Here is an 18,093-nt window from a genome sequence, read left to right as displayed (position 1 = left end):
GCGAACCTCACTCCTCGCCGGCGGCCGCCGCGACCTGGGCGAGCGTGCGTCCCGTGCGCACCGAGCGGGCCCGCCGTGGATCCGGGGTGCCGTGCCCGGCCGGCCGCGCCGGTCCCTTGCGCACCAGCAGCCAGGCCTCCTCCTCGTCCGCGCCGCCGCGGAAGCGGGTGAGGGCGTACTCGCCGTGCAGCTTCGTCCCGTGCAGCCGGAAGGTGGCGTGCCCGCGTGCCAGGGACTCGGCGAAGTCCACCGCCCGCCCGCGCCGGTCGTGGCTGAGGGGCTCGTAGGTCCCGTTGTCCCACACGATCACCGTGCCGCCGCCGTACTCGCCCACGGGGATCACACCCTCGAAGTCCTCGTAGTCCAGCGGATGGTCCTCGGTGGGTACGGCCAGCCGCTTGTCCGCGGGGTCGCCGGACGGGCCCTTGGGGACGGACCAGGACTTCAGGACGTCGTCGACCTGGAGCCGGAAGTCGAAGTGCATCCGCCGCGCGTCGTGTATCTGGACCACGAACCGGGGCTCGTCCGCGCCGGCCCGGCCGGCCCGGCCCGAGGGTTCGCGGGTCCGCTCGAAGTCGCGCTTGCCGCGATACGTCCGCAGCCGGTCCTCCGCCGCCACGTGCGGCTCCTTCCGTGCGTGGGTCCTCACGCGCCCCGGGTACCCCGGGCGGGGCGCGTTCAGCCCGCGATGCCGTCCAGCTCGGCCACCGCGTCGTCCGGCAGTACCAGGGCCGCCGCGGCGATGTTCTCCCGCAGGTGCGCGACGGAGGAGGTGCCGGGAATGAGCGCGATGTTCGGCGACCGGCGCAGCAGCCACGCCAGCGCGACCTGCTGCGGCGAGGCCTCCAGACGGGCCGCCACCTTGGCCAGCGTCTCGGACTGCAGGGGCGTGAAGCCGCCGAGCGGGAAGTACGGCACGAAGCCGATGCCCTCGGCCGCGGTGCGCCGCAGCAGGGCCTCGTCCCGCCGGTTCGCCAGGTTGTACAGGTTCTGCACGGTCACCACCGGCGCGATCGCCCGGGCCTCGGCCAGCTGCGCCACGGAGGCCGCGCTCAGCCCCAGGTGCCGGATCAGCCCCCGCTCGCGCAGCTCGGCCAGCGCTCCGAACTGCTCGACGACGGAGTCCTCGTTCGGGACGTCGACGTCGCCCAGCCGCAGATTGACCACGTCCAGCGTCTCCACGCCGAGGTGCCGCAGGTTGTCGTACACCTGCGCCTTCAGGTCCTCGGGGTGCCGGGACATGATCCAGCCGCCGTCGGCGCCGCGCCGGGCACCGACCTTGGTGACCAGGTGCAGCCCGTCCGGGTAGGGGTGCAGGGCCTCCCTGATGATCTCGTTGACCACCACGGGGCCGTAGAAGTCCGCCGTGTCGATGTGGGTGATGCCCGCCTCCACCGCAGCGCGCAGCACCGCGACCGCCCGGCCCCGGTCCTTCGGCGGGCCGAAGACGTGCGGTCCGGCCAGCTGCATGGCGCCGTAGCCCATCCGGGTCAGGGTCGGTCCCCCGGCCGGGGTGACGGTGCCGCCGAGCTGTGCAGTCATGTCGTACCTCTCATGTTCTCCGGGCCACCGGCCCTCCCGGTCGCCCCACCTCCACCCTGCGCCCGCCGTGAACGGGGCGGCAGTACCCCCGCGATCCTGGGAGTGACAGGGCCGGTCACCGGCGGCCGGGCGCCCGTACGGTGGTGCCATGGACGGTTCGAACGCGCTCGGTGAGTTCCTGCGCGCCCGCCGGGCACTGGTGCGGCCCGAGGACGTGGGGCTCCCCGGCGGCGGCCTGCGCCGGGTGCCGGGACTGCGCCGCGAGGAGGTCGCGATGCTGTCCGGCATCAGTTCCGACTACTACCTCAGGCTGGAGCAGGGCCGCGACCGCAACCCGTCCGTGCAGGTGCTGGAGGCCGTCGCCCGGGTGCTGCGGCTGGACGCCGACGCCACCGCCCACCTCGTCGGGCTCGCCCGGGAACGGCCCGCGTCGGCCGCACGGCCCGGGCGCCGGACGCCACGGGTCCCGGCCAGCCTCCTGCAACTGATCGACGGCTGGCCGCGCACCCCCGCCTACCTCCAGAACCGCTACACCGACTGCCTGGCCGCGAACGCCCTGGCCACCGCGATCACCCCCAACTACCGGCCCGGCGTCAACCTGTTGCGGGCCGTCTTCCTCGACCCCGCCGAGCGCGCGCTGCGCCGGGACTGGGAGGACCTCACCGCGGAGGGCGTGGCCGCCCTGCGCTCGGGGGCCGGGGCGGACGCGGACGACCCGCGCCTGCGCGACCTGGTCGGCGAGCTGTCGCTGCGCAGCGAACGTTTCCGCGTCCTGTGGGCCCGCCACGAGGTGCGGCCCCGGCGCGGCCGGGTGAGCCGGCTGACCCACCCGCAGGTCGGCGACCTCGACCTGCACTCGGACAAGCTGTCCGTGGAGGGCGCCGACGGGCTCACCCTCGTCGTCTTCCACGCCGAGCCCGGCAGCCGCAGCGCCGAACTGCTGGACATCCTCGGCAGCCTCGGCGCGCCCGCGGCCGGCAGTGCGCAGGAACGCGTCGACGGACAGTAGCCCACCGCCGCGGCACGGCCGCGTTCCGGACACGGGCCGTACGGGTGTTCGCCGTCCGGGGGCCGAAGGTGCCACGATCTTCGGGGAGCCGGTACGGACGAGCATCGGAGCGCGCATGACGACGCACAGGGCCACCGAGGACCACACGGAACGGGTCGCGGGGGTGGAGGTGAGTCCGGTCGCCGGGCACATCGGGGCCGAGATCACCGGGGTCGACCTGGCCGGACCCCTCGACGACGCCGTGGTGGACCTGATCCGGCGGGCCGTGCTGCGCTGGAAGGTGGTCTTCTTCCGCGGGCAGGAGCTGGACCACGCCGGGCACGTCGCCTTCGCCCGCCGGTTCGGGGAACCGGTCGTCCTCGGCCGGCGGGGGAGCGCCTCACCCGCGGGCTTCCCCGCGGTCGAGACCACCGCGGACCGGCTGGAGCTGGGCGGCCGGTTCGGCATGGAGCACGAAGAGTGGCTCCAGCGGCGGCGGCACACCCTGCTGCGCGGCTGGCACTGCGACCACGGCGCCCGGATGGACCCGCCGGCCGCGACCGTCCTACGCGCCGAGACGGTCCCGCCGTACGGCGGCGACACCACCTGGGCGAACCTGGCCGCCGCCTACGCCGGTCTGTCGGCGCCGGTGCGCGCCTTCGTGGACGGGCTGCGCGCCGAGCACCGTCTCGGCGTCGGCTACCAGGCACGGCCCGGCGACGACGCGTACCTCCGGCACCTCCTGGACCACCAGGTCGCGTCCGTGCATCCGCTGGTGCGGGTGCACCCGGAGACGGGCGAGCGGGTGCTGTTCGTCAACGGCTACTACCTGGAGCAGATCGTGGACGTCTCCCGTCCCGAGAGCGCCGCGCTGCTGGAGATGCTGCTGGAACAGGCGGTGCGGCCCGAGTACACGGTCCGCTTCCGCTGGGAGCCCGGCAGCGTCGCCTTCTGGGACAACCGGGCCACCATCCACCTGGCCCCGAGCGACAACGCCCACCTCGGCCTCCCCCGGGTCATGCACCGGGTGATGCTCGCCGGGGACGTGCCGGTGGGGGTGGACGGCAAGCCGTCCGAACCGGTCACGGGGACCGCGCCCGGCATCTGGTGAACCCCGGCCCCGAGGCGGAGGCCGGCGCGGCTCAGCCCCCCGGCCGCCATCCCAGGGCCGGGCCCAGCTCCGTCGCCATGTCCGTGAGGATCTGCGCGTAGTCCTCGTGCTCGAAGCTGAACGGCAGCGCGAACGCCACCTCGTCGACCTCGCGGAAGGCGGCGTGCGATTGCAGCCGCTCCGCGAGTTCCGCCGAGGTGCCCACCAGGTCCGGGGCGAACAGCAGGCGCGCCGGGCCCTGCGGGGCGGTCGTGCGCGGCAGACGCCGGTCCGCGTACGCGGCGTACTTGGCCCGCTGCTCCGGCGTCGCCGAGTCGGTGGGGATCACCACCAGGCCCTGGGACACCCGGGCCGCCTCGCCGTCGGGATGGCGGGCCCGGAACTCGCGGATGTGGGACAGCTGGATCGCGGCGAAGTCCGCCGGTGTGTCCGTGCCCTCGGCCTTGACGACGCTGCTGGTCAGGAGGTTCATTCCGTGATCGCCCGCCCAGCGTGCCGAGCCCGGGCTGCCGCCGCCGTACCAGAGCCGCCGGCCGAGGCCGGGGGAGTGCGGCTGCACGACGTCGGAGAACGTCTCGAAGCCCACCGCACCGCTGAAGCCGGTGGCCGGCTCGCCGCGCACCAGGTCCAGCAGCCGCCGCACCCGCTCGTAGCCGAAGTCCTCCGTGTCGGAGGTGTCCGGGTACAGGGCCTCCCGGACCTGCTCGTAGTGGGTCGGCGGGCCCACGCTGACGCCCGGGTTCAGCCGGCCGCCGGACAGGATGTCGACGGTGGCCAGGTCCTCGGCCAGGCGCAGCGGGTTCTCCCAGCCGAGCGGTGTCACCGCCGTGCCCAGCTCGATGCGGCGGGTGCGCTGCGAGGCCGCGGCGAGGACGGCGACCGGGGACGAGATGCCGTACTGCAGATGCCGGTGGCGGACCCAGGCGCTGTCGAATCCGAGCCGCTCGCCCAGCTCGATGATCTCCAGCGTGGACTCGTGGCCGCGGGCCGGGTCCGCCGGGTCGAACAGGCCGATCGTGAGGAAGCCCAGCCTGCGCAGCGGGCGAGAGGCGGTCGGCACGGGCTCCTCCAGCGGTCGTACGTCGGTTCTGCCGCGATTGTGGCAGGCGAGTGTGACAGCCGTGTGATCGTTGCCCTGCGATCAGTTCAGCGGGATCGTCACCTCGTCCTCGACCGGCGGATCGAGCTCCTGGGCACGGTTGCCGGTCGCGGCGAAGCAGCGCAGCCGGATCGCGTCGGCGCTGACGTCCAGGCGCAGGAAGCACTTGAAGAACGGCGGGCTGTAGGTGGTGGAGGACGGCGAGAACAGCTGCGTGTAGATCTTCCGCACCGGCAGCCGGAACCGTGACCTGCGCTCGGGGCGGCTCCCGGTGCCGAGCAGGCCCGCGACCAGCCGGGTGCGCCGGGTGATCCGGGCGCCGGCTCCGGGCGCGCGGCCCGGCTCGATGCCGAGGCGCTCGGAGACGACCGCCGTGGCCTCGTCCTCGGTGAGCGTGAAGAAGCGGCGCAGCCGCAGCCGCCGGCCGTACAGGCGGCTGTAGAACGACAGGGAGTCGCCGCGCAGCGGGTAGCAGCGGAAGTCGCGTTCGGTGACTCCTGCCACCGACACCCGCGGGATGGTGTGCGTGGCGTGCATGAACGCGCCGCCGCCGCCCGCCACCACGTACTGGACGGTGCGGCCGGCCACGTCGACCGGGTACCGCTGGTAGTTGTGGATGTCGCCGCCGATCGCGGCCACGTAGTGGTGCTCGGGGTCCCGGACGATGTCGTCGACGAAACCGCCGCCTTCGATGGCGCAGGGGTGGTGCTCGCCGTCGACGTACAGCGGCGACCCGGTGATCAGGATCTTCGCCTTCGACCCCCGGGACACCTCCCGCAGCCAGGCGCCCTGTTCGGCGTCGATGGTGCCGAGCAGACCGGTGTCGATGCCGACGATCCGGACCGGACCGGCGTCGATCGCCCAGTACGGGCCGGGCTGCTCGGCCTGTTGGGCGGGCGCCGGCCGCAGCGCCCGTGCGGCGGCGAGGCGTTGCTCGTCCGTGGGGCCGGGCCGGTGCCAGAGCAGGTCGCGCCACCAGGCGCGGGTGAGCGGGCGGGGGCGGGGCTCGGCGCCGAGCGGCGGGGTGTCGGCGCAGAAGACACGCATGAAGGCGCCGAGGTCCTCGTACCAGTCGTGGTTGCCCGGAATCGCGTACATCGGCGCCGGATAGCCCTGGTACGGCCGGAAGAACTTGTCGCCGTAGTCGCCCGCGGCGCCCACCGGGTAGATGACGTCGCTGGCGATCACCGCGAACTCGGTGTCCTGACCGGTCTTCAGGAAACCGGGCACGACGGCGTACTGGGAGTCGTCGCCCTCGCCGGTGTCCCCGAGGACCATGAAGGAGAACCGGTCCGGGACCTCGCGGCGGATCACCTTGTCGGCGGGAGTGCCCGCCGCCTGCCGCCGTGCCACCCAGCGGCCGCGGGTGTGCCCGGTCGGATCGCCGAACCAGGAGGCCAGCACGCCGTTGCGGGCGGCCCACAGGGTTCTCGGGTTCAGCCACGACAGCTTCTCGACGTGGTCCGGCATCAGATGCTGGTAGGCGCCGCGCTCGGCCGCGCCCCAGCCGGCGCCCTGGGCGGTATCGCGTGAGGAGTCAGACACGCGCTGCACCGTAACAACGCGCCGGTCACCAGGGGTATGCGGGGCCCCGGTACGTCAACCTCCGTGACGGCCAGGGGGGTTCCGCGCCGGGGTACGCTGAGCGCGCGGCCCGGCTCCTCGGGAGGCCGGGCCCTCGGGCCGGCAGGGCCCCGTCGAGGAACGGAGCGGATCTGTGGAACTCGCCTTCGCTGGACCGGTGATCGAGTGGCGGGGTCCGTCGCCGTACTACTTCGTCGCCGTCCCCGACCCGGAGGCCGCCGACATCCGGGAGGTGGCCGCCATGGCCACGTACGGCTGGGGGGTCATCCCCGTCGAGGCACGCATCGGCGCCATCACGTTCACCACGTCGCTCTTCCCGAAGGACGACGGCTATCTGCTGCCGCTCAAGAACGCCGTGCGCACCCCGCAGGGCCTCGCGGTCGGCGACGACGTGGCCGTGGAGATGACCGTACGGCTGTGACCCCCCGGTCGTCGGCGAACCGCCCCGCGACCGGGAACGCCCCGGCCCGCCCGGCACCGGCCGGCTGCCCTCAGGCGCTCCGGGGGCGCGCGGCGAGAGCCTTCAGCATCTCCCGCTGGTGCCGGTGGCCGACCGTCTCGTACCCGACCACCGTGACGAAGGGCGCGAGCATCACCACCAGCAGGCACACCGCCGTCGGCGCGCCAGCCGCGGCGAGCAGCACGGCGCCGGCCAGCACTCCGAGCGTGAGGGAGATCAGCAGCAGGTGGAAGCGGTCCGTCGCGGAGAGCAGCAGCGTGTGCAGCAGGTAGACCATGAGCAGGAAGAGGCCGACCGGCAGGGCCAGTGACAGGATCACGGCGACGCCGCCGATCTCGGCGTGGTGCTCCAGGTGCAGTCCGGCCACATGGAGTCCCGCACCCGCTCCCGCGATCCCGAGGAACACCGGGATGTGGCCGTAGCCGAAGACGTATCCGCGACTGCGGCGGTGCACGAGGAGGTCGCCGAAGGGCACGGCGAAGTACACCCACCACATGCCGAAGGTGAGACCCACGCCCGCCACGACGACGGCGATCGCGTTCCCGGTCCAGTGCGTCCCGCCGGCACCGCCGAGGAGGTCACCGGAGGAGGCGACCGTGCCGACGACGCCTTCGCCGAGGGTGATGATCGCGAACAGGCCGTACCGCTCCGCGACATGGTGCGGATGCCAGGGGGTGCCCCCGGCGCCGCCCTGGCTGAACACCGGCAGCAGCAGCTCGACCGCCCCGAGCAGGGCGAACGCCACGAAGGTGACGGCCAGTGGCAGCTCCGCGAAGCCCACCACCACCCAGCCGGCCTGCGCCAGGACCGTCCAGCGGATGTTCGCCGTGCCGACCAGGTGGAACGGAGGCGACTCCCGGGACGCCCGCCACCACTGGAGCACCATGGCGACCCGCATCACGACGTACCCGATCACCATCGCCCGCAGTTCGAGGTGACCGCCCTCCTTGATCGAGTCGAACATCGCCGGGAGCCCCAGGGAGAACACCACGACCCCGATCATCTGGAGCATGGTCAGGCACCGGTAGTGCCAGTCGTCGGTGTCGAAGGCCGAGGCGAACCAGCTGAAGCTGATCCACGCGACGCTGATCGCGAACATGGCCAGCACGAACGCGGTGAGCGCCTTGCCGGGCCGCCCCTCGGCGATCATCTCGGCGTAGTTCGACGCCGCGGTGCCCACCGCGACCACGAACGTGAGGTCGAACAACAGCTCCAGAGGTGACGAGACCCGGCCGGGCTGTTCCGGATCACGGCCGCTCATGGGCACTCGGCTGTGGGCCAGTCTGCCGCCACCGGGACCGCCGGTCCGCTTCGTTCCGCTCATGCGCAGCATGATGCCGCCTCGGCGGCCCCTCGGGTCACACGAAACGGCATCGCGGAAGCGATGGTGTCTTGACAATTGATGTCGTGACAACAAATATGGACGTGTGACATCGACCAGCGGTCTTCAGGACCATCTCGGCTACTGGCTGCGCCGCCTCTCCGACGAGGTGCACGGACGCTTCGAGCGCGAGCTCGCCGCCCATGACGTCACCGTGGCGCAGTGGACGGTGCTCATCACCGTCCACCGGGGCGACGCCTCGACGACACGGGAGGTCGCCCGGTACATCGACATCGACTCCGGGGCCGTGTCCCGCCTGGTGGACCGGCTCATCGGCAAGGGGCTGATGGCCCGCGAGCCGGACCCGGCCTCGCGCCGGAGCCTGCTCCTGGTCCTCACCCCGGCGGGCCGGGACCTCGTCCCGCGGCTGGTGGAGATCGCCGACCGCAACGACGCCCACTTCTTCGGCGACCTCGATCCGGCCCAGCGGGACCGCATGCAGACCTGGATCCGCGAGCTCGTCGAGGCCGCCGAGAACGGCACCGGCGCCGGCACCTGACCCGTCACACACCACGCTTCCGAGGAGGAAGACGATGAACTCCCAGCTCCACATCACCCGTTCGACCACCAAGACCGTCTCCATCGCCCGGCCGCCCGCCGAGGTGTTCGCGTTCGTCGCGGACCCGGCCAACTGGCCCCGCTGGGCCGTCGTCAACGTCCAGGCCATCGAGCCGACGGCCGATCCCGACTGGTGGCTGATGGACACCCCGCGCGGCCCGGCCCGGCTGCGCGTCCGGGGCGAGGCCGCCACGGGTCTGCTCGATCACGACTACGTGGACCGGGAGGCCGCCTGGAGCGTGCCGGCCCGCGTGGTGCCCAACGGCGAGGGGAGCGAGTTCATGATCACGTTCTTCCAGCCCCCGGGCTTCACCGACGACTACTTCGACCAGCAGATCGCGCTCGTCGACAAGGAGATGGCGGCGCTGAAGAGGGAGCTGGAGGTGACCACCTGATTTTCCGTCACCTCCAGAACCAGCGGCGGCCCCGCGACGACTCCTCCTGCGTCGCGGGCGCCGCCATGGGGTGAAAACCCCCGCGGGGACCTGGAACCGCCCCCTCCGCGCCGCCCGGTATAGGGAAAACCCTTGAATGCCCCCGGCGTGACTGACATGCGCGAGTCAAAGCTGGAATTCTCCCCCCAGCACATCGCACTTCCATGGTGTGCGCACGGATCACGGTCCCGCACAGCTCAGCTCGCCCGGGCAGCAGACCCGTCTGCCCGGTCTGTCACCGGCCGCCACCCCGCGGCCGCAGCAGGAGGAGTACGAGTGAGACGCTCTCCCCACAGACCCCTTCCCCACAGAGGTCACAAGCGGGCCACGGTCGGAGCCGCCCTGCTCTCCACCGCGGCCTTCCTCGCCCTCGGCATGCAGGCGGTCCCCGCGTCCGCCACGCCGGCCGCCCCCCACCCCACCCCGCTGCGCACCGGCGGCCTCGAGGCCAAGCTCTCTCCGGCTCAGCACCAGGCACTGGTCAAGAACGCCCAGCAGAAGACCTCCACGACCGCCCGCACTCTCGGGCTCGGCGCGAAGGAGAAGCTGGTCGTCAAGGACGTCGTCAAGGACAACGACGGCACCCTGCACACCCGGTACGAGCGCACGTACGCCGGCCTGCCGGTCCTCGGCGGCGACCTCGTCGTGCACACCCCGCCCGCCTCGCAGGCCTCGGGAACCGTGAGCACCACCTTCGCCAACAAGCGGGCCATCAAGGTCGCGAGTACGTCCGCGACCTTCACCAAGTCCGCGGCCGAGACCAAGGCCCTGAAGGCCGCCAAGGCCCTCGACGCCGAGAAGGCCACCACCGACAGCGCCCGCAAGGTGATCTGGGCCGGCACCGGCACCCCGAAGCTCGCCTGGGAGACCGTGATCGGCGGCTTCCAGGACGACGGCACGCCCAGCCAGCTGCACGTCGTCACGGACGCCGTCACGGGTGCCGAACTCCACCGCTACCAGGCGGTCAAGACGGGTACCGGCAACACCCAGTACAGCGGCCAGGTGTCGCTGACCACGACGCAGTCGGGCTCGAACTACACGCTCACCGACGGGGCGCGCGGCGGTCACAAGACGTACAACCTCAACCACGGCACGTCCGGCACGGGCACGCTGTTCTCCCAGACCAGCGACACCTGGGGCAACGGCACCACCTCGAACGCGGCCACGGCCGGCGCCGACGCGCACTACGGTGCCGCGACCACCTGGGACTTCTACAAGAACACCTTCGGCCGCAGCGGCATCCGCAACGACGGCGTCGCCGCCTACTCCCGTGTCCACTACGGCAACTCGTACGTGAACGCGTTCTGGGACGACAGCTGCTTCTGCATGACCTACGGCGACGGCTCCGCCAACGCGGACCCGCTGACCTCGCTCGACGTCGCCGGCCACGAGATGAGCCACGGCGTCACCTCGGCGACCGCCAACCTCAACTACACCGGTGAGTCCGGCGGCCTGAACGAGGCGACCTCCGACATCTTCGGCACCGGTGTGGAGTTCTACGCCAACAACAGCACCGACGTCGGCGACTACCTCATCGGCGAGAAGATCGACATCAACGGTGACGGCACGCCGCTGCGCTACATGGACAAGCCGAGCAAGGACGGCGGTTCGGCGGACAGCTGGTACTCCGGCGTCGGCAACCTGGACGTGCACTACTCCTCGGGCCCGGCGAACCACATGTTCTACCTGCTGTCCGAGGGCAGCGGCACCAAGGTCATCAACGGCGTGACCTACAACAGCACGACCTCCGACGGCGTCGCCGTCACCGGGATCGGCCGGGCCGCGGCCCTGCAGATCTGGTACAAGGCGCTGACGACGTACATGACGTCCACCACCAACTACGCGGGCGCGCGCACCGCCGCCCTCAACGCGGCGGCCGCCCTGTACGGCACCAACTCCACCCAGTACGCCGGAGTGGGCAACGCGTTCGCCGGCATCAACGTCGGCGGGCACATCAACCCGCCGGCCAACGGTGTCACGGTGACCAACCCGGGCAGCCAGTCCTCGACCGTCGGCACGGCGGTGAGCCTGCAGATCCAGGCGACCAGCACCAACAGCGGCGCGCTGACCTACAGTGCCTCCGGGCTGCCGTCCGGGCTGTCGATCAACAGCTCGACCGGCCTGATCACCGGCACGCCCAGCGCGGCGGGCTCGTCCAGCACCACGGTCACGGTCACCGACTCCACCGGCGCGACCGGCACCGCGAGCTTCAGCTGGACCGTCAGCACGACCGGCGGCGGATGCACCTCCACCCAGCTGCTGAAGAACCCGGGCTTCGAGTCGGGCAGCACGAGCTGGACCGCCACCAGCGGTGTCATCACCACCGACAGCGGTGAGGCGTCCCACAGCGGGTCCTACAAGGCCTGGCTGGACGGCTACGGCTCCTCGCACACCGACTCCGTGTCCCAGTCGGTGACCATCCCCGCGGGCTGCAAGGCGACCCTGACCTTCTACCTGCACATCGACACCGCGGAGACCACCAGCAGCACCCAGTACGACAAGCTGACGGTGACCGCCGGTTCCAAGACCCTGGCCACCTACTCGAACCTCAACAAGGCCTCGGGTTACAGCCAGAAGTCCTTCGACCTGTCCTCGCTGGCGGGCTCGACGGTCACGCTGAAGTTCAACGGCGTGGAGGACTCCTCGCTGCAGACCAGCTTCGTGGTCGACGACACGTCCCTGACCACCGGCTGACGACGGACCGATCCGTACGACAGCGGTCCCGCACCCCGTTCGACGGGGTGCGGGACCCTTGCCGTGTCAGCTCAGCGGATCCAGCGTCAGATACGCCTGCTGCGGATTGCCGTCGTGTACCAGGGACTCCTGGTTGCCGACGTCGTCGAAGGCGAACGCGTACGCCTTGCCGTCCGCCATCTGCGCGTGAACGGCGCGCGCGTAGTGGTTGGTCACCGCGTCCTTGTAGAAGTTCGCGGTCGTGGTGTCCGGCTGGTTGGGGTTGACCAGCAGGGTGGAGCGGTTGAAACCGGCGCACAGCGTCCGGGAGATGGGCCCGCGGACGTTATCGTTGGGTGCGTCGAGCAGCTTGTGGCAGCCGAAGACGCTGTCCGCGTCGGGCTTCTGGAAGCTGGTGACGACCGCTCCGGAGGAGTTGGTGAAGTTCATGACGTTGCCCGAGACCCGGCCGTAGTACTTGGTGGTCGGCTGGTCGGTGAACGGGGTGACGGTCAGCGTCGAGGTCGTGTACTTCTGCCAGACCCGGCCCACGTAGTCGTCCATGACGTTCGCCGACAGCGCGCCGGTCTCCACGCCGTACAGCGGGGAGAGCGCGCGCAGCACGGTTCCGTCGGAACGCGTCTGGATCAGCCTGCCCCAGCCGCCCGACTGCCCGCGCAGGGCGTTGAGGACACCCGTGTAGCCGCCCGACTTGAGGTGTCCGGTGCCGGCGGTGCTGCCGTCCGCCCGCTGCACCCCGACCGCGTAGGGCGCCGAGAACATGTCCACCTGGGTGCTGTTGAGCCACAGCCCGGCGTCGTTGAGCGTGTACTCCGACCAGTTGAAGAGGATGTCCCGGTTGGGGTCGGAGGGGTTCTGCACGGCCGGCTGCACCAGCCCGCCGGTGGTCAGTCTGAAGTCGAGCTTGCGGCCGTAGGAGAAGTAGATCCGGCCGGAGAACTTGGGGATGCGAATGGTCCTGGACTGTCCGGCGGCCGGTCCGGGGATCGCCGCGTCCGGTGCGGGGGTCGGCGGGTTGCCGCCTGCCGGCCAGGCGTGGAAGGTGCCGTTCGCGTCGGCCCAGCCCTGCCTGCCGGAGGACAGCTGGGTGCCGAGGTCGTAGACGTAGACCGGGTCGGAGCGGCCGGAGTTGTTGGTGATCTTCAGGGGGACGGTGTCCGGTACGGCGGCGTCCGCGCGGTCCGTCGCGCCGAGCGCGAGCAGTCCGCCGACGAGGGCCGCCGCGGCCGCCAGGGGCAGCGCGGGACGTGTGAGCCGGTGAGGCACTCTCCACCTCCGTGTGGGGTCGGGGTCGTACGGACTTGGTCCGTACCTGCGTGAGAGCGCTCTCAGCGTCGTGCGAGGACGCGTCCATGTCAATGATGTCGACGGGATCGGCCCGGCGCCCGCCGTGCGGCGGACGTCGGGAGCCGGTGCGGGGCGGTGACGGCGGGCCCGTCCCCGGCAGGTCGGGGCCCCCGTGTCAGAAGGTGCGCGCCAGCAGGCCGAGGAGTGCCGCCCAGTGCCGTTCGTCCCCCTCGCGCTGGTAGGCGCTCGTGTCCGCCTGCGTGTAGCCGTGCGGAGCACCCGGGTAGACCTCGCAGGTGTGCCGTACCCCGGCCGCCGTCAGGGCCTCCTCGAACCGGGCGATCTGCTCCGGCGGCAGCGACGGATCGTGGTCGGCGTGCCCGAAGTACAGCTCCGCGGTGATGGCCGGGGCGCCCAGATGCGGGCTGCCCGGATCGTCGGTGGCGAGCCGTCCGCCGTGGAATCCGGCCCCCGCCGCGACCCGGTCCGGGTGCGCGGCCGCCGTCCACAGGACTAGCCGGGCGCCCATGCAGTATCCCGTCAGCGCCACCGGGCCGTCGGCGGCGAGCGGGCTGGCGGCCAGCCAGTGCAGGTAGGCGGCCGCGTCCCGCTCCACCAGATCGGGCGTCAGTGAGGCCACGACCGGGCCGAGCCGCTCCCAGATACGCGGATCCGCGGCCGGGTCGATGAAGTCGGGAAGCTCGACGACCGGGGCCCGGCCCAGGCGGTAGAACACGTTCGGAACCAGCACGGTGTATCCGGCGCCGGCGAGCCGGTCGGCCATCGACCGCAGATGCGGGCGCAGGCCGTACGCGTCCTGGTAGAGCAGCACGGCCGGGCGGGGCAGCCCGTCGGCGGGGTGGACGAGATAGGCGTCGGCGACACCGTCCTCGGTGGGGACGTCGACGGCGGTTCCCTGGACATCGGACATGGTGAGAAGGCTCTCCCTCGCAAACGGGCGGCGGGCGGCGGTGGTGTCCGCGACGCCGCGGCTACGGCCCATGCTGTCACGCAAGATCACGACTGCCGCGGCCGGTGCGCCGTGTCCTCACTCGAAGCGGGTCGTGTCTCCCGCCCCCCGCCGGACGATCTCCGCCTCCCCACTGGAGAAGTCGACCACCGTCGTCGGCTCCGTACCGCAGTCGCCGGAGTCGACGACCGCGTCCACCGCGTGGTCGAGCCGGTCCTTGATCTCCCAGCCCTGGGTCATCGGCTCCTCCTCGTCCGGCAGCAGCAGCGTGCTGGACAGCAGCGGTTCGCCCAGCTCCGCCAGCAGCGCCTGGGTGACCACATGGTCCGGGATGCGCACGCCCACGGTCTTCTTCTTGGGGTGCATCAGCTTGCGCGGCACCTCGCGGGTGGCCGGCAGGATGAAGGTGTAACTGCCCGGTGTGGAGGCCTTCACCGCCCGGAACACGTCGTTGTCCACGCGGACGAACTGGCCGAGCTGCGCGAAGTCGCGGCACATCAGCGTGAAGTGGTGCCGGTCGTCGAGATGGCGGATGGAGCGGATCCGGTCCATGCCGTCCCGGCTGCCCAGCCGGCAGCCCAGGGCGTAGCAGGAGTCGGTCGGATACGCGATGAGCGCCTCCGACCGGACCGCGTCGGCGATCTGGGCGATGCTGCGCGGCTGGGGGTTCTCGGGGTGCACGTCGAAGTACTTCGCCATTCACCGAGCTTATGCCGTTCCCGGCCGTCGCACGCGCAGGGCCGGTGCCCGGTCGCCGTACCCCGGGAGCGGCGTCCGCACGGCCCTGCGAAATTTTCCCGAATCCCCGTGTGTACGCCGTGGATTGCGGGGCAACCGACGGAAGAGTCGCCCGGAGCAGTCCCCCCGCCCGGGCGCGGCGTCTCCGCCGGCGAGCCCACTCCCCCCCGGGCCGCCGGCGGAGCCATGTCTGCCTCCGGCCCGCATGGGCACCCGCACGGTCGGGTAACGTCCTGAGACGTATGCCCAGGTCAACGCGGAGACGAAGGAGAACGGCACGTGGCCGGCCGATCGGAGGGGGGCCAGGTGTCCCCGCAGCGCCACGGCGGTGACGGCGACTGGGCGGAGGAGTTGCTCGGCCATCTGCGGCCCGCCGGACGCGACCTCCGCCGGCTCGTCGCCTGGCTCGCCCGGACGACCCACGCCTCGGTCTGCCTCCAGGACGCGGCCGGCGGTCTGCTCGCGGGGGAGCGGATACCGCTCGACGCCCCCGTGGCCGCCGACGTCGCGACCGGCCGGGTCTCCGCCGCGGCCCTGGAGGACGGGGCGCGCCATGTCCGCCTGGTCGGCATTCCGCATCCCCGGCCGGGCTCGGCCGCGGGAGCGGTTCTCGTCGTGGCCCGGGCCGATCCCTTCGACCGGCACACCGCCGAGATCCTCGGCCACACCGCCGGAGTGCTGGAACTGCTCCTGCGGGAACGGGAGCTGTCGGACACCGGCTACCGGCTGCGGCGGGTCACGGCCGACCTTCGGCTGGCCATCCTGCAGCTGCTCATGGTGGAGGACACCGTCTCCGCCCGCCGGGTCGCCGCCGGTCTGTGGCCCGGCCTGCTGGAGGAGGACACCGCCCGCGTCTACGTCATCGAGGGTGCCGCCGCCGCACGCGACGCGCTGGCCGACGCGTGCGTCGACGCCACCGACGGCCTGGCCCTCGTCGTGCGCTGCCCCGCGATGGACGGGCACGTCATCGTCGTCGGCCCGTCGGGCGAGGTGGAGGAGCGGCTGCGGTTCCTGGTCGCCGACCGGCCGGGTACCTTCCTCGGCGGCAGCACCCGGCAGCGCCTCGCCCTGACCGCCACCGCCTACACACAGGCCGTCACCGCCCTCGCGGTGGCCCGCTTCCACCCCGCCCGGTCCGCCGTCTACGCCGAACGCACCCGCCCCGAGCGGCTCATGGACCCCGCCGTCCTGCGGGCCTGGTCCGCGGCTCTGCTGCGCCCGCTCGACACGCTGCCGCACCATGTGCGCGCCGAACTCGTCGCCACCACCCGCCTCGGCCTGGAGTTCACCGCTGTGAGCACGGCCAAGGTGCTCGGCGTCAGCCGCAACACCGTCCGCGCCCGCATCGACCGGGTCGCGGCGCTCATCGGCGCCGACGTCTCCGCCCCGGCCGTCCGGGCCCTCGCCCAGTTCGCGCTCAACACCGAGGCGGCACACGGCCCGTACGACCCCGGCGGCGCCGCACCCCACCCGCGGGAACCCGTCCGCCTTCCGGACCTGCTCGGCACCGGCGCGCTCCGCGACTGGGCCGGGTCCCTCCTCGGCCGCCTCGACGGGGACGGCCGGGATCTGCGCGGAACCCTGCGCGCCTGGATCGACGCCGACGCGAACGCCGAGAGCGCCGCCCGGGCTCTCGGCGTGCACGCGCAGACCGTACGGGAACACGTCAGGGCCGCCGAACCCGTCCTGGAACGCCGGCTGCTGACCGGCGGCACCGACCTTCACGAGGTCGTCCTCGCGTTCCTGATCACCGGTGAGGTTGCCACGCCCCGCCTGGGCCCGGCGAACCCGGAACAACCGGACGCGCCTGTGCACCGGTGAGTGCCGCGCGGGACGCACCCGTGCACCGGTGCGCTACCCCCGGCGTGGCACCACACGTACCTTCGGCATTCCGCGGGGCACGACCGGAACGGGGGACCGGTCGCGGCCCCGCGCTCCGACCCGTCGCCGCGCCCCGCTCATTGCCCGAGCCGGGCCGGGATCTCCTGCCAGCCGTGCGCGATGAACGACGGAACGCGCCGCAGATCGCCGGGGCCGACCGCCAGGCGCAGCCCCGGGAAGCGGGAGAAGAGAGCCGGCAGCGCCGTCAGCGCCTCCAGCCGGGCCAGCGGAGCCCCGATGCAGCGGTGCACCCCGATCCCGAACGCCAGATGCTCCCCGGCCTCCCGCGCCGCGTCGAACACCGCCGCGTCCTCGCCGTACCGTGCGGGGTCCAGGCCCGCCGCCGCGTACGTCGTGATGATCGCGTCCCCGGCCGGGATGGTCACGTCCCCCACCGGCAGATCGTCGACCGCGAAGCGCAACGGGAGCGCCGCGATGGACGGATGCACCCGCAGCGTCTCGTCGACCACCGCGTCCCAGCCGACCGCTCCGGAGCGCACCGCCGTGAGCTGCGCCGGGTCGGAAAGCAGCGCGACCACCGCGTTGCCGATGAGGTTGACGGTCGTCTCGAACCCGGCCCCGACCACCAGCAGCAGCGTGTGCAGCAGCTCCTCGTCGGTGAGCCGGTCCCCGTCGTCGTCGCGGACCGCGATCAGTTCCGTCGTGATGTCGTCGCCGGGACGCGCGCGCCGGTACGCGATCAGCGCCCCCAGCACCGTACCGATCCGCTCCTGTACGGACGCGGCGTGTTCCGGACTCATGTCGGAGGTGTCCATGATGTCGGCGATCAGCCGCACCGCATCGGTCCACAACTCCTCCGGCACACCGAGCAGTTCGCAGATCATGCGCATCGGCAGCGGATGCGCGAGGCCGGCTCGCAGGTCCACGGTGCCGCCGCCGTCACCCGCATGCTCCAGGGCGTCCAGCAACTCGCCGGTCAGGGCGGCCACGCGTGGCCGCATCGCCTCGGTGCGCCGGTGCGTGAAGCTCGGCGCCACCAGCTTGCGCAGCCGGGCGTGGTCCGGACCGTAGGTGGACAGCATGTTGACCACACCCACCCAGGTGGCCATCCAGCTCCAGGACGGATGCCGGCCCAGCTCCGGCCACAGCCGCCAGTGCCGACGGGCGTCCTTGCTGACCCGCGGGTCGAGGACGAGTTCCCGGAGGGCGTCGTAGCCGGTGGGTGCCCAGGCGGGGATCCCGCCGGGCAACTCGACCGGTACGACCGGGCCGAGGGCGCGCAGTCGCGCGCTCTCGGCCACGATGTCGCTGCCGAAGGGGTCGAGGGCGAGGCGGTCGTTCACGGTCACGACGGTCTCCAGACGGGTCGGCATCTCGTGAGGCGCTCGCCGCCCAGTACACCGTG

16 protein-coding genes are annotated in these 18,093 nt (G+C 72.3%); 7 read left to right on the top strand and 9 right to left on the bottom strand.

Annotated elements, in window-relative coordinates:
- Nucleotides 1-7: 7 nt before the first annotated feature.
- Both ACF08B_RS23700 and ACF08B_RS23695 read right to left on the bottom strand, forming a co-directional pair.
- Complete coding sequence (locus tag ACF08B_RS23700; RefSeq protein WP_392319203.1) at nucleotides 8-619, bottom strand: DNA polymerase ligase N-terminal domain-containing protein; 612 nt, start codon at nucleotides 617-619, stop codon at nucleotides 8-10.
- A gap of 59 nt (nucleotides 620-678) precedes the next feature.
- Entirely contained in the window at nucleotides 679-1,542 is an 864-nt protein-coding gene (locus tag ACF08B_RS23695) for an oxidoreductase (protein WP_392319202.1), read from the bottom strand.
- A gap of 148 nt (nucleotides 1,543-1,690) precedes the next feature.
- Here ACF08B_RS23695 and ACF08B_RS23690 point away from each other — a divergent pair, with 148 nt between their 5' ends.
- Nucleotides 1,691-2,551: a helix-turn-helix domain-containing protein gene (locus ACF08B_RS23690; protein ID WP_392319201.1), complete on the top strand. Its 861-nt coding sequence runs from the start codon at nucleotides 1,691-1,693 to the stop codon at nucleotides 2,549-2,551.
- Nucleotides 2,552-2,666: 115 nt separating this feature from the next.
- Nucleotides 2,667-3,641: a TauD/TfdA dioxygenase family protein gene (locus ACF08B_RS23685; protein WP_392319200.1), complete on the top strand. Its 975-nt coding sequence runs from the start codon at nucleotides 2,667-2,669 to the stop codon at nucleotides 3,639-3,641.
- A 31-nt stretch (nucleotides 3,642-3,672) separates the two neighbouring features.
- Here the strand turns inward: ACF08B_RS23685 and ACF08B_RS23680 are convergent, their stop codons facing one another.
- Both ACF08B_RS23680 and ACF08B_RS23675 read right to left on the bottom strand, forming a co-directional pair.
- Nucleotides 3,673-4,701 (bottom strand): LLM class flavin-dependent oxidoreductase, encoded by a 1,029-nt coding sequence (locus ACF08B_RS23680; RefSeq protein ID WP_392319199.1) that lies wholly within the window; start codon nucleotides 4,699-4,701, stop codon nucleotides 3,673-3,675.
- A gap of 81 nt (nucleotides 4,702-4,782) precedes the next feature.
- Nucleotides 4,783-6,285, bottom strand: a complete 1,503-nt coding sequence (locus ACF08B_RS23675) for a metallophosphoesterase family protein (RefSeq protein WP_392319198.1) — start codon at nucleotides 6,283-6,285, stop codon at nucleotides 4,783-4,785.
- Nucleotides 6,286-6,457: 172 nt separating this feature from the next.
- On the opposite strand from ACF08B_RS23675, the gene ACF08B_RS23670 reads away from it, so the two are divergent.
- On the top strand, nucleotides 6,458-6,745 hold the full coding sequence (locus ACF08B_RS23670) for a DUF1905 domain-containing protein (RefSeq protein WP_392319197.1): 288 nt from the start codon (nucleotides 6,458-6,460) through the stop codon (nucleotides 6,743-6,745).
- Between the two features lie 70 nt (nucleotides 6,746-6,815).
- Here ACF08B_RS23670 and ACF08B_RS23665 read toward each other — a convergent pair whose 3' ends face one another.
- A complete protein-coding gene (locus tag ACF08B_RS23665; protein WP_392319262.1) occupies nucleotides 6,816-8,045 on the bottom strand; it encodes a low temperature requirement protein A in 1,230 nt (409 codons plus the stop codon).
- A gap of 166 nt (nucleotides 8,046-8,211) precedes the next feature.
- On the opposite strand from ACF08B_RS23665, the gene ACF08B_RS23660 reads away from it, so the two are divergent.
- From ACF08B_RS23660 to ACF08B_RS23650, 3 genes are all read left to right on the top strand, one after another.
- Nucleotides 8,212-8,664, top strand: coding sequence for a MarR family winged helix-turn-helix transcriptional regulator (locus ACF08B_RS23660; RefSeq protein WP_392319196.1), 453 nt, complete (start codon nucleotides 8,212-8,214; stop codon nucleotides 8,662-8,664).
- 34 nt (nucleotides 8,665-8,698) lie between these two features.
- A complete protein-coding gene (locus ACF08B_RS23655; RefSeq protein ID WP_392319195.1) occupies nucleotides 8,699-9,118 on the top strand; it encodes an SRPBCC family protein in 420 nt (139 codons plus the stop codon).
- 414 nt (nucleotides 9,119-9,532) lie between these two features.
- Entirely contained in the window at nucleotides 9,533-11,851 is a 2,319-nt protein-coding gene (locus tag ACF08B_RS23650; protein ID WP_392319261.1) for a M4 family metallopeptidase, read from the top strand.
- 66 nt (nucleotides 11,852-11,917) lie between these two features.
- On the opposite strand, the gene ACF08B_RS23645 is transcribed toward ACF08B_RS23650, so the two are convergent.
- The 3 genes from ACF08B_RS23645 to ACF08B_RS23635 form a co-directional block, all read right to left on the bottom strand.
- Nucleotides 11,918-13,117 (bottom strand): glycoside hydrolase family 64 protein, encoded by a 1,200-nt coding sequence (locus ACF08B_RS23645; protein WP_392319194.1) that lies wholly within the window; start codon nucleotides 13,115-13,117, stop codon nucleotides 11,918-11,920.
- A gap of 196 nt (nucleotides 13,118-13,313) precedes the next feature.
- Nucleotides 13,314-14,069 carry a dienelactone hydrolase family protein gene (locus ACF08B_RS23640; protein WP_392319193.1) on the bottom strand — a complete coding sequence of 252 codons (756 nt, stop codon included), beginning with the start codon at nucleotides 14,067-14,069 and terminating at the stop codon, nucleotides 13,314-13,316.
- A 117-nt stretch (nucleotides 14,070-14,186) separates the two neighbouring features.
- Entirely contained in the window at nucleotides 14,187-14,807 is a 621-nt protein-coding gene (locus tag ACF08B_RS23635) for an L-threonylcarbamoyladenylate synthase (RefSeq protein ID WP_392319192.1), read from the bottom strand.
- A gap of 318 nt (nucleotides 14,808-15,125) precedes the next feature.
- On the opposite strand from ACF08B_RS23635, the gene ACF08B_RS23630 reads away from it, so the two are divergent.
- Nucleotides 15,126-16,667, top strand: a complete 1,542-nt coding sequence (locus ACF08B_RS23630; protein WP_392319191.1) for a helix-turn-helix domain-containing protein — start codon at nucleotides 15,126-15,128, stop codon at nucleotides 16,665-16,667.
- A 137-nt stretch (nucleotides 16,668-16,804) separates the two neighbouring features.
- Here ACF08B_RS23630 and ACF08B_RS23625 read toward each other — a convergent pair whose 3' ends face one another.
- Complete coding sequence (locus ACF08B_RS23625; RefSeq protein WP_392319190.1) at nucleotides 16,805-18,037, bottom strand: cytochrome P450; 1,233 nt, start codon at nucleotides 18,035-18,037, stop codon at nucleotides 16,805-16,807.
- Between the last annotated feature and the right edge of the window lie 56 nt (nucleotides 18,038-18,093).

The organism is Streptomyces sp. NPDC015139, from assembly GCF_043079785.1.
Classification (GTDB): domain Bacteria; phylum Actinomycetota; class Actinomycetes; order Streptomycetales; family Streptomycetaceae; genus Streptomyces; species Streptomyces albidocamelliae.
Note: the sequence above shows the minus strand (reverse complement) of the source record. Positions and strands in the feature narration are given on the sequence as shown.

Excerpts from the sequence above, each read along its gene's own strand:
- ACF08B_RS23695 (WP_392319202.1), bottom strand. The coding sequence starts at position 1,542 with ATGACTGCACAGCTCGGCGGCACCGTCACCCCGGCCGGGGGACCGACC.
- ACF08B_RS23665 (WP_392319262.1), bottom strand. The coding sequence starts at position 8,045 with ATGAGCGGCCGTGATCCGGAACAGCCCGGCCGGGTCTCGTCACCTCTG.
- ACF08B_RS23640 (WP_392319193.1), bottom strand. The coding sequence starts at position 14,069 with ATGTCCGATGTCCAGGGAACCGCCGTCGACGTCCCCACCGAGGACGGT.
- ACF08B_RS23685 (WP_392319200.1), top strand. The coding sequence starts at position 2,667 with ATGACGACGCACAGGGCCACCGAGGACCACACGGAACGGGTCGCGGGG.
- ACF08B_RS23650 (WP_392319261.1), top strand. The coding sequence starts at position 9,533 with ATGCAGGCGGTCCCCGCGTCCGCCACGCCGGCCGCCCCCCACCCCACC.
- ACF08B_RS23635 (WP_392319192.1), bottom strand. The coding sequence starts at position 14,807 with ATGGCGAAGTACTTCGACGTGCACCCCGAGAACCCCCAGCCGCGCAGC.
- ACF08B_RS23655 (WP_392319195.1), top strand. The coding sequence starts at position 8,699 with ATGAACTCCCAGCTCCACATCACCCGTTCGACCACCAAGACCGTCTCC.
- ACF08B_RS23690 (WP_392319201.1), top strand. The coding sequence starts at position 1,691 with ATGGACGGTTCGAACGCGCTCGGTGAGTTCCTGCGCGCCCGCCGGGCA.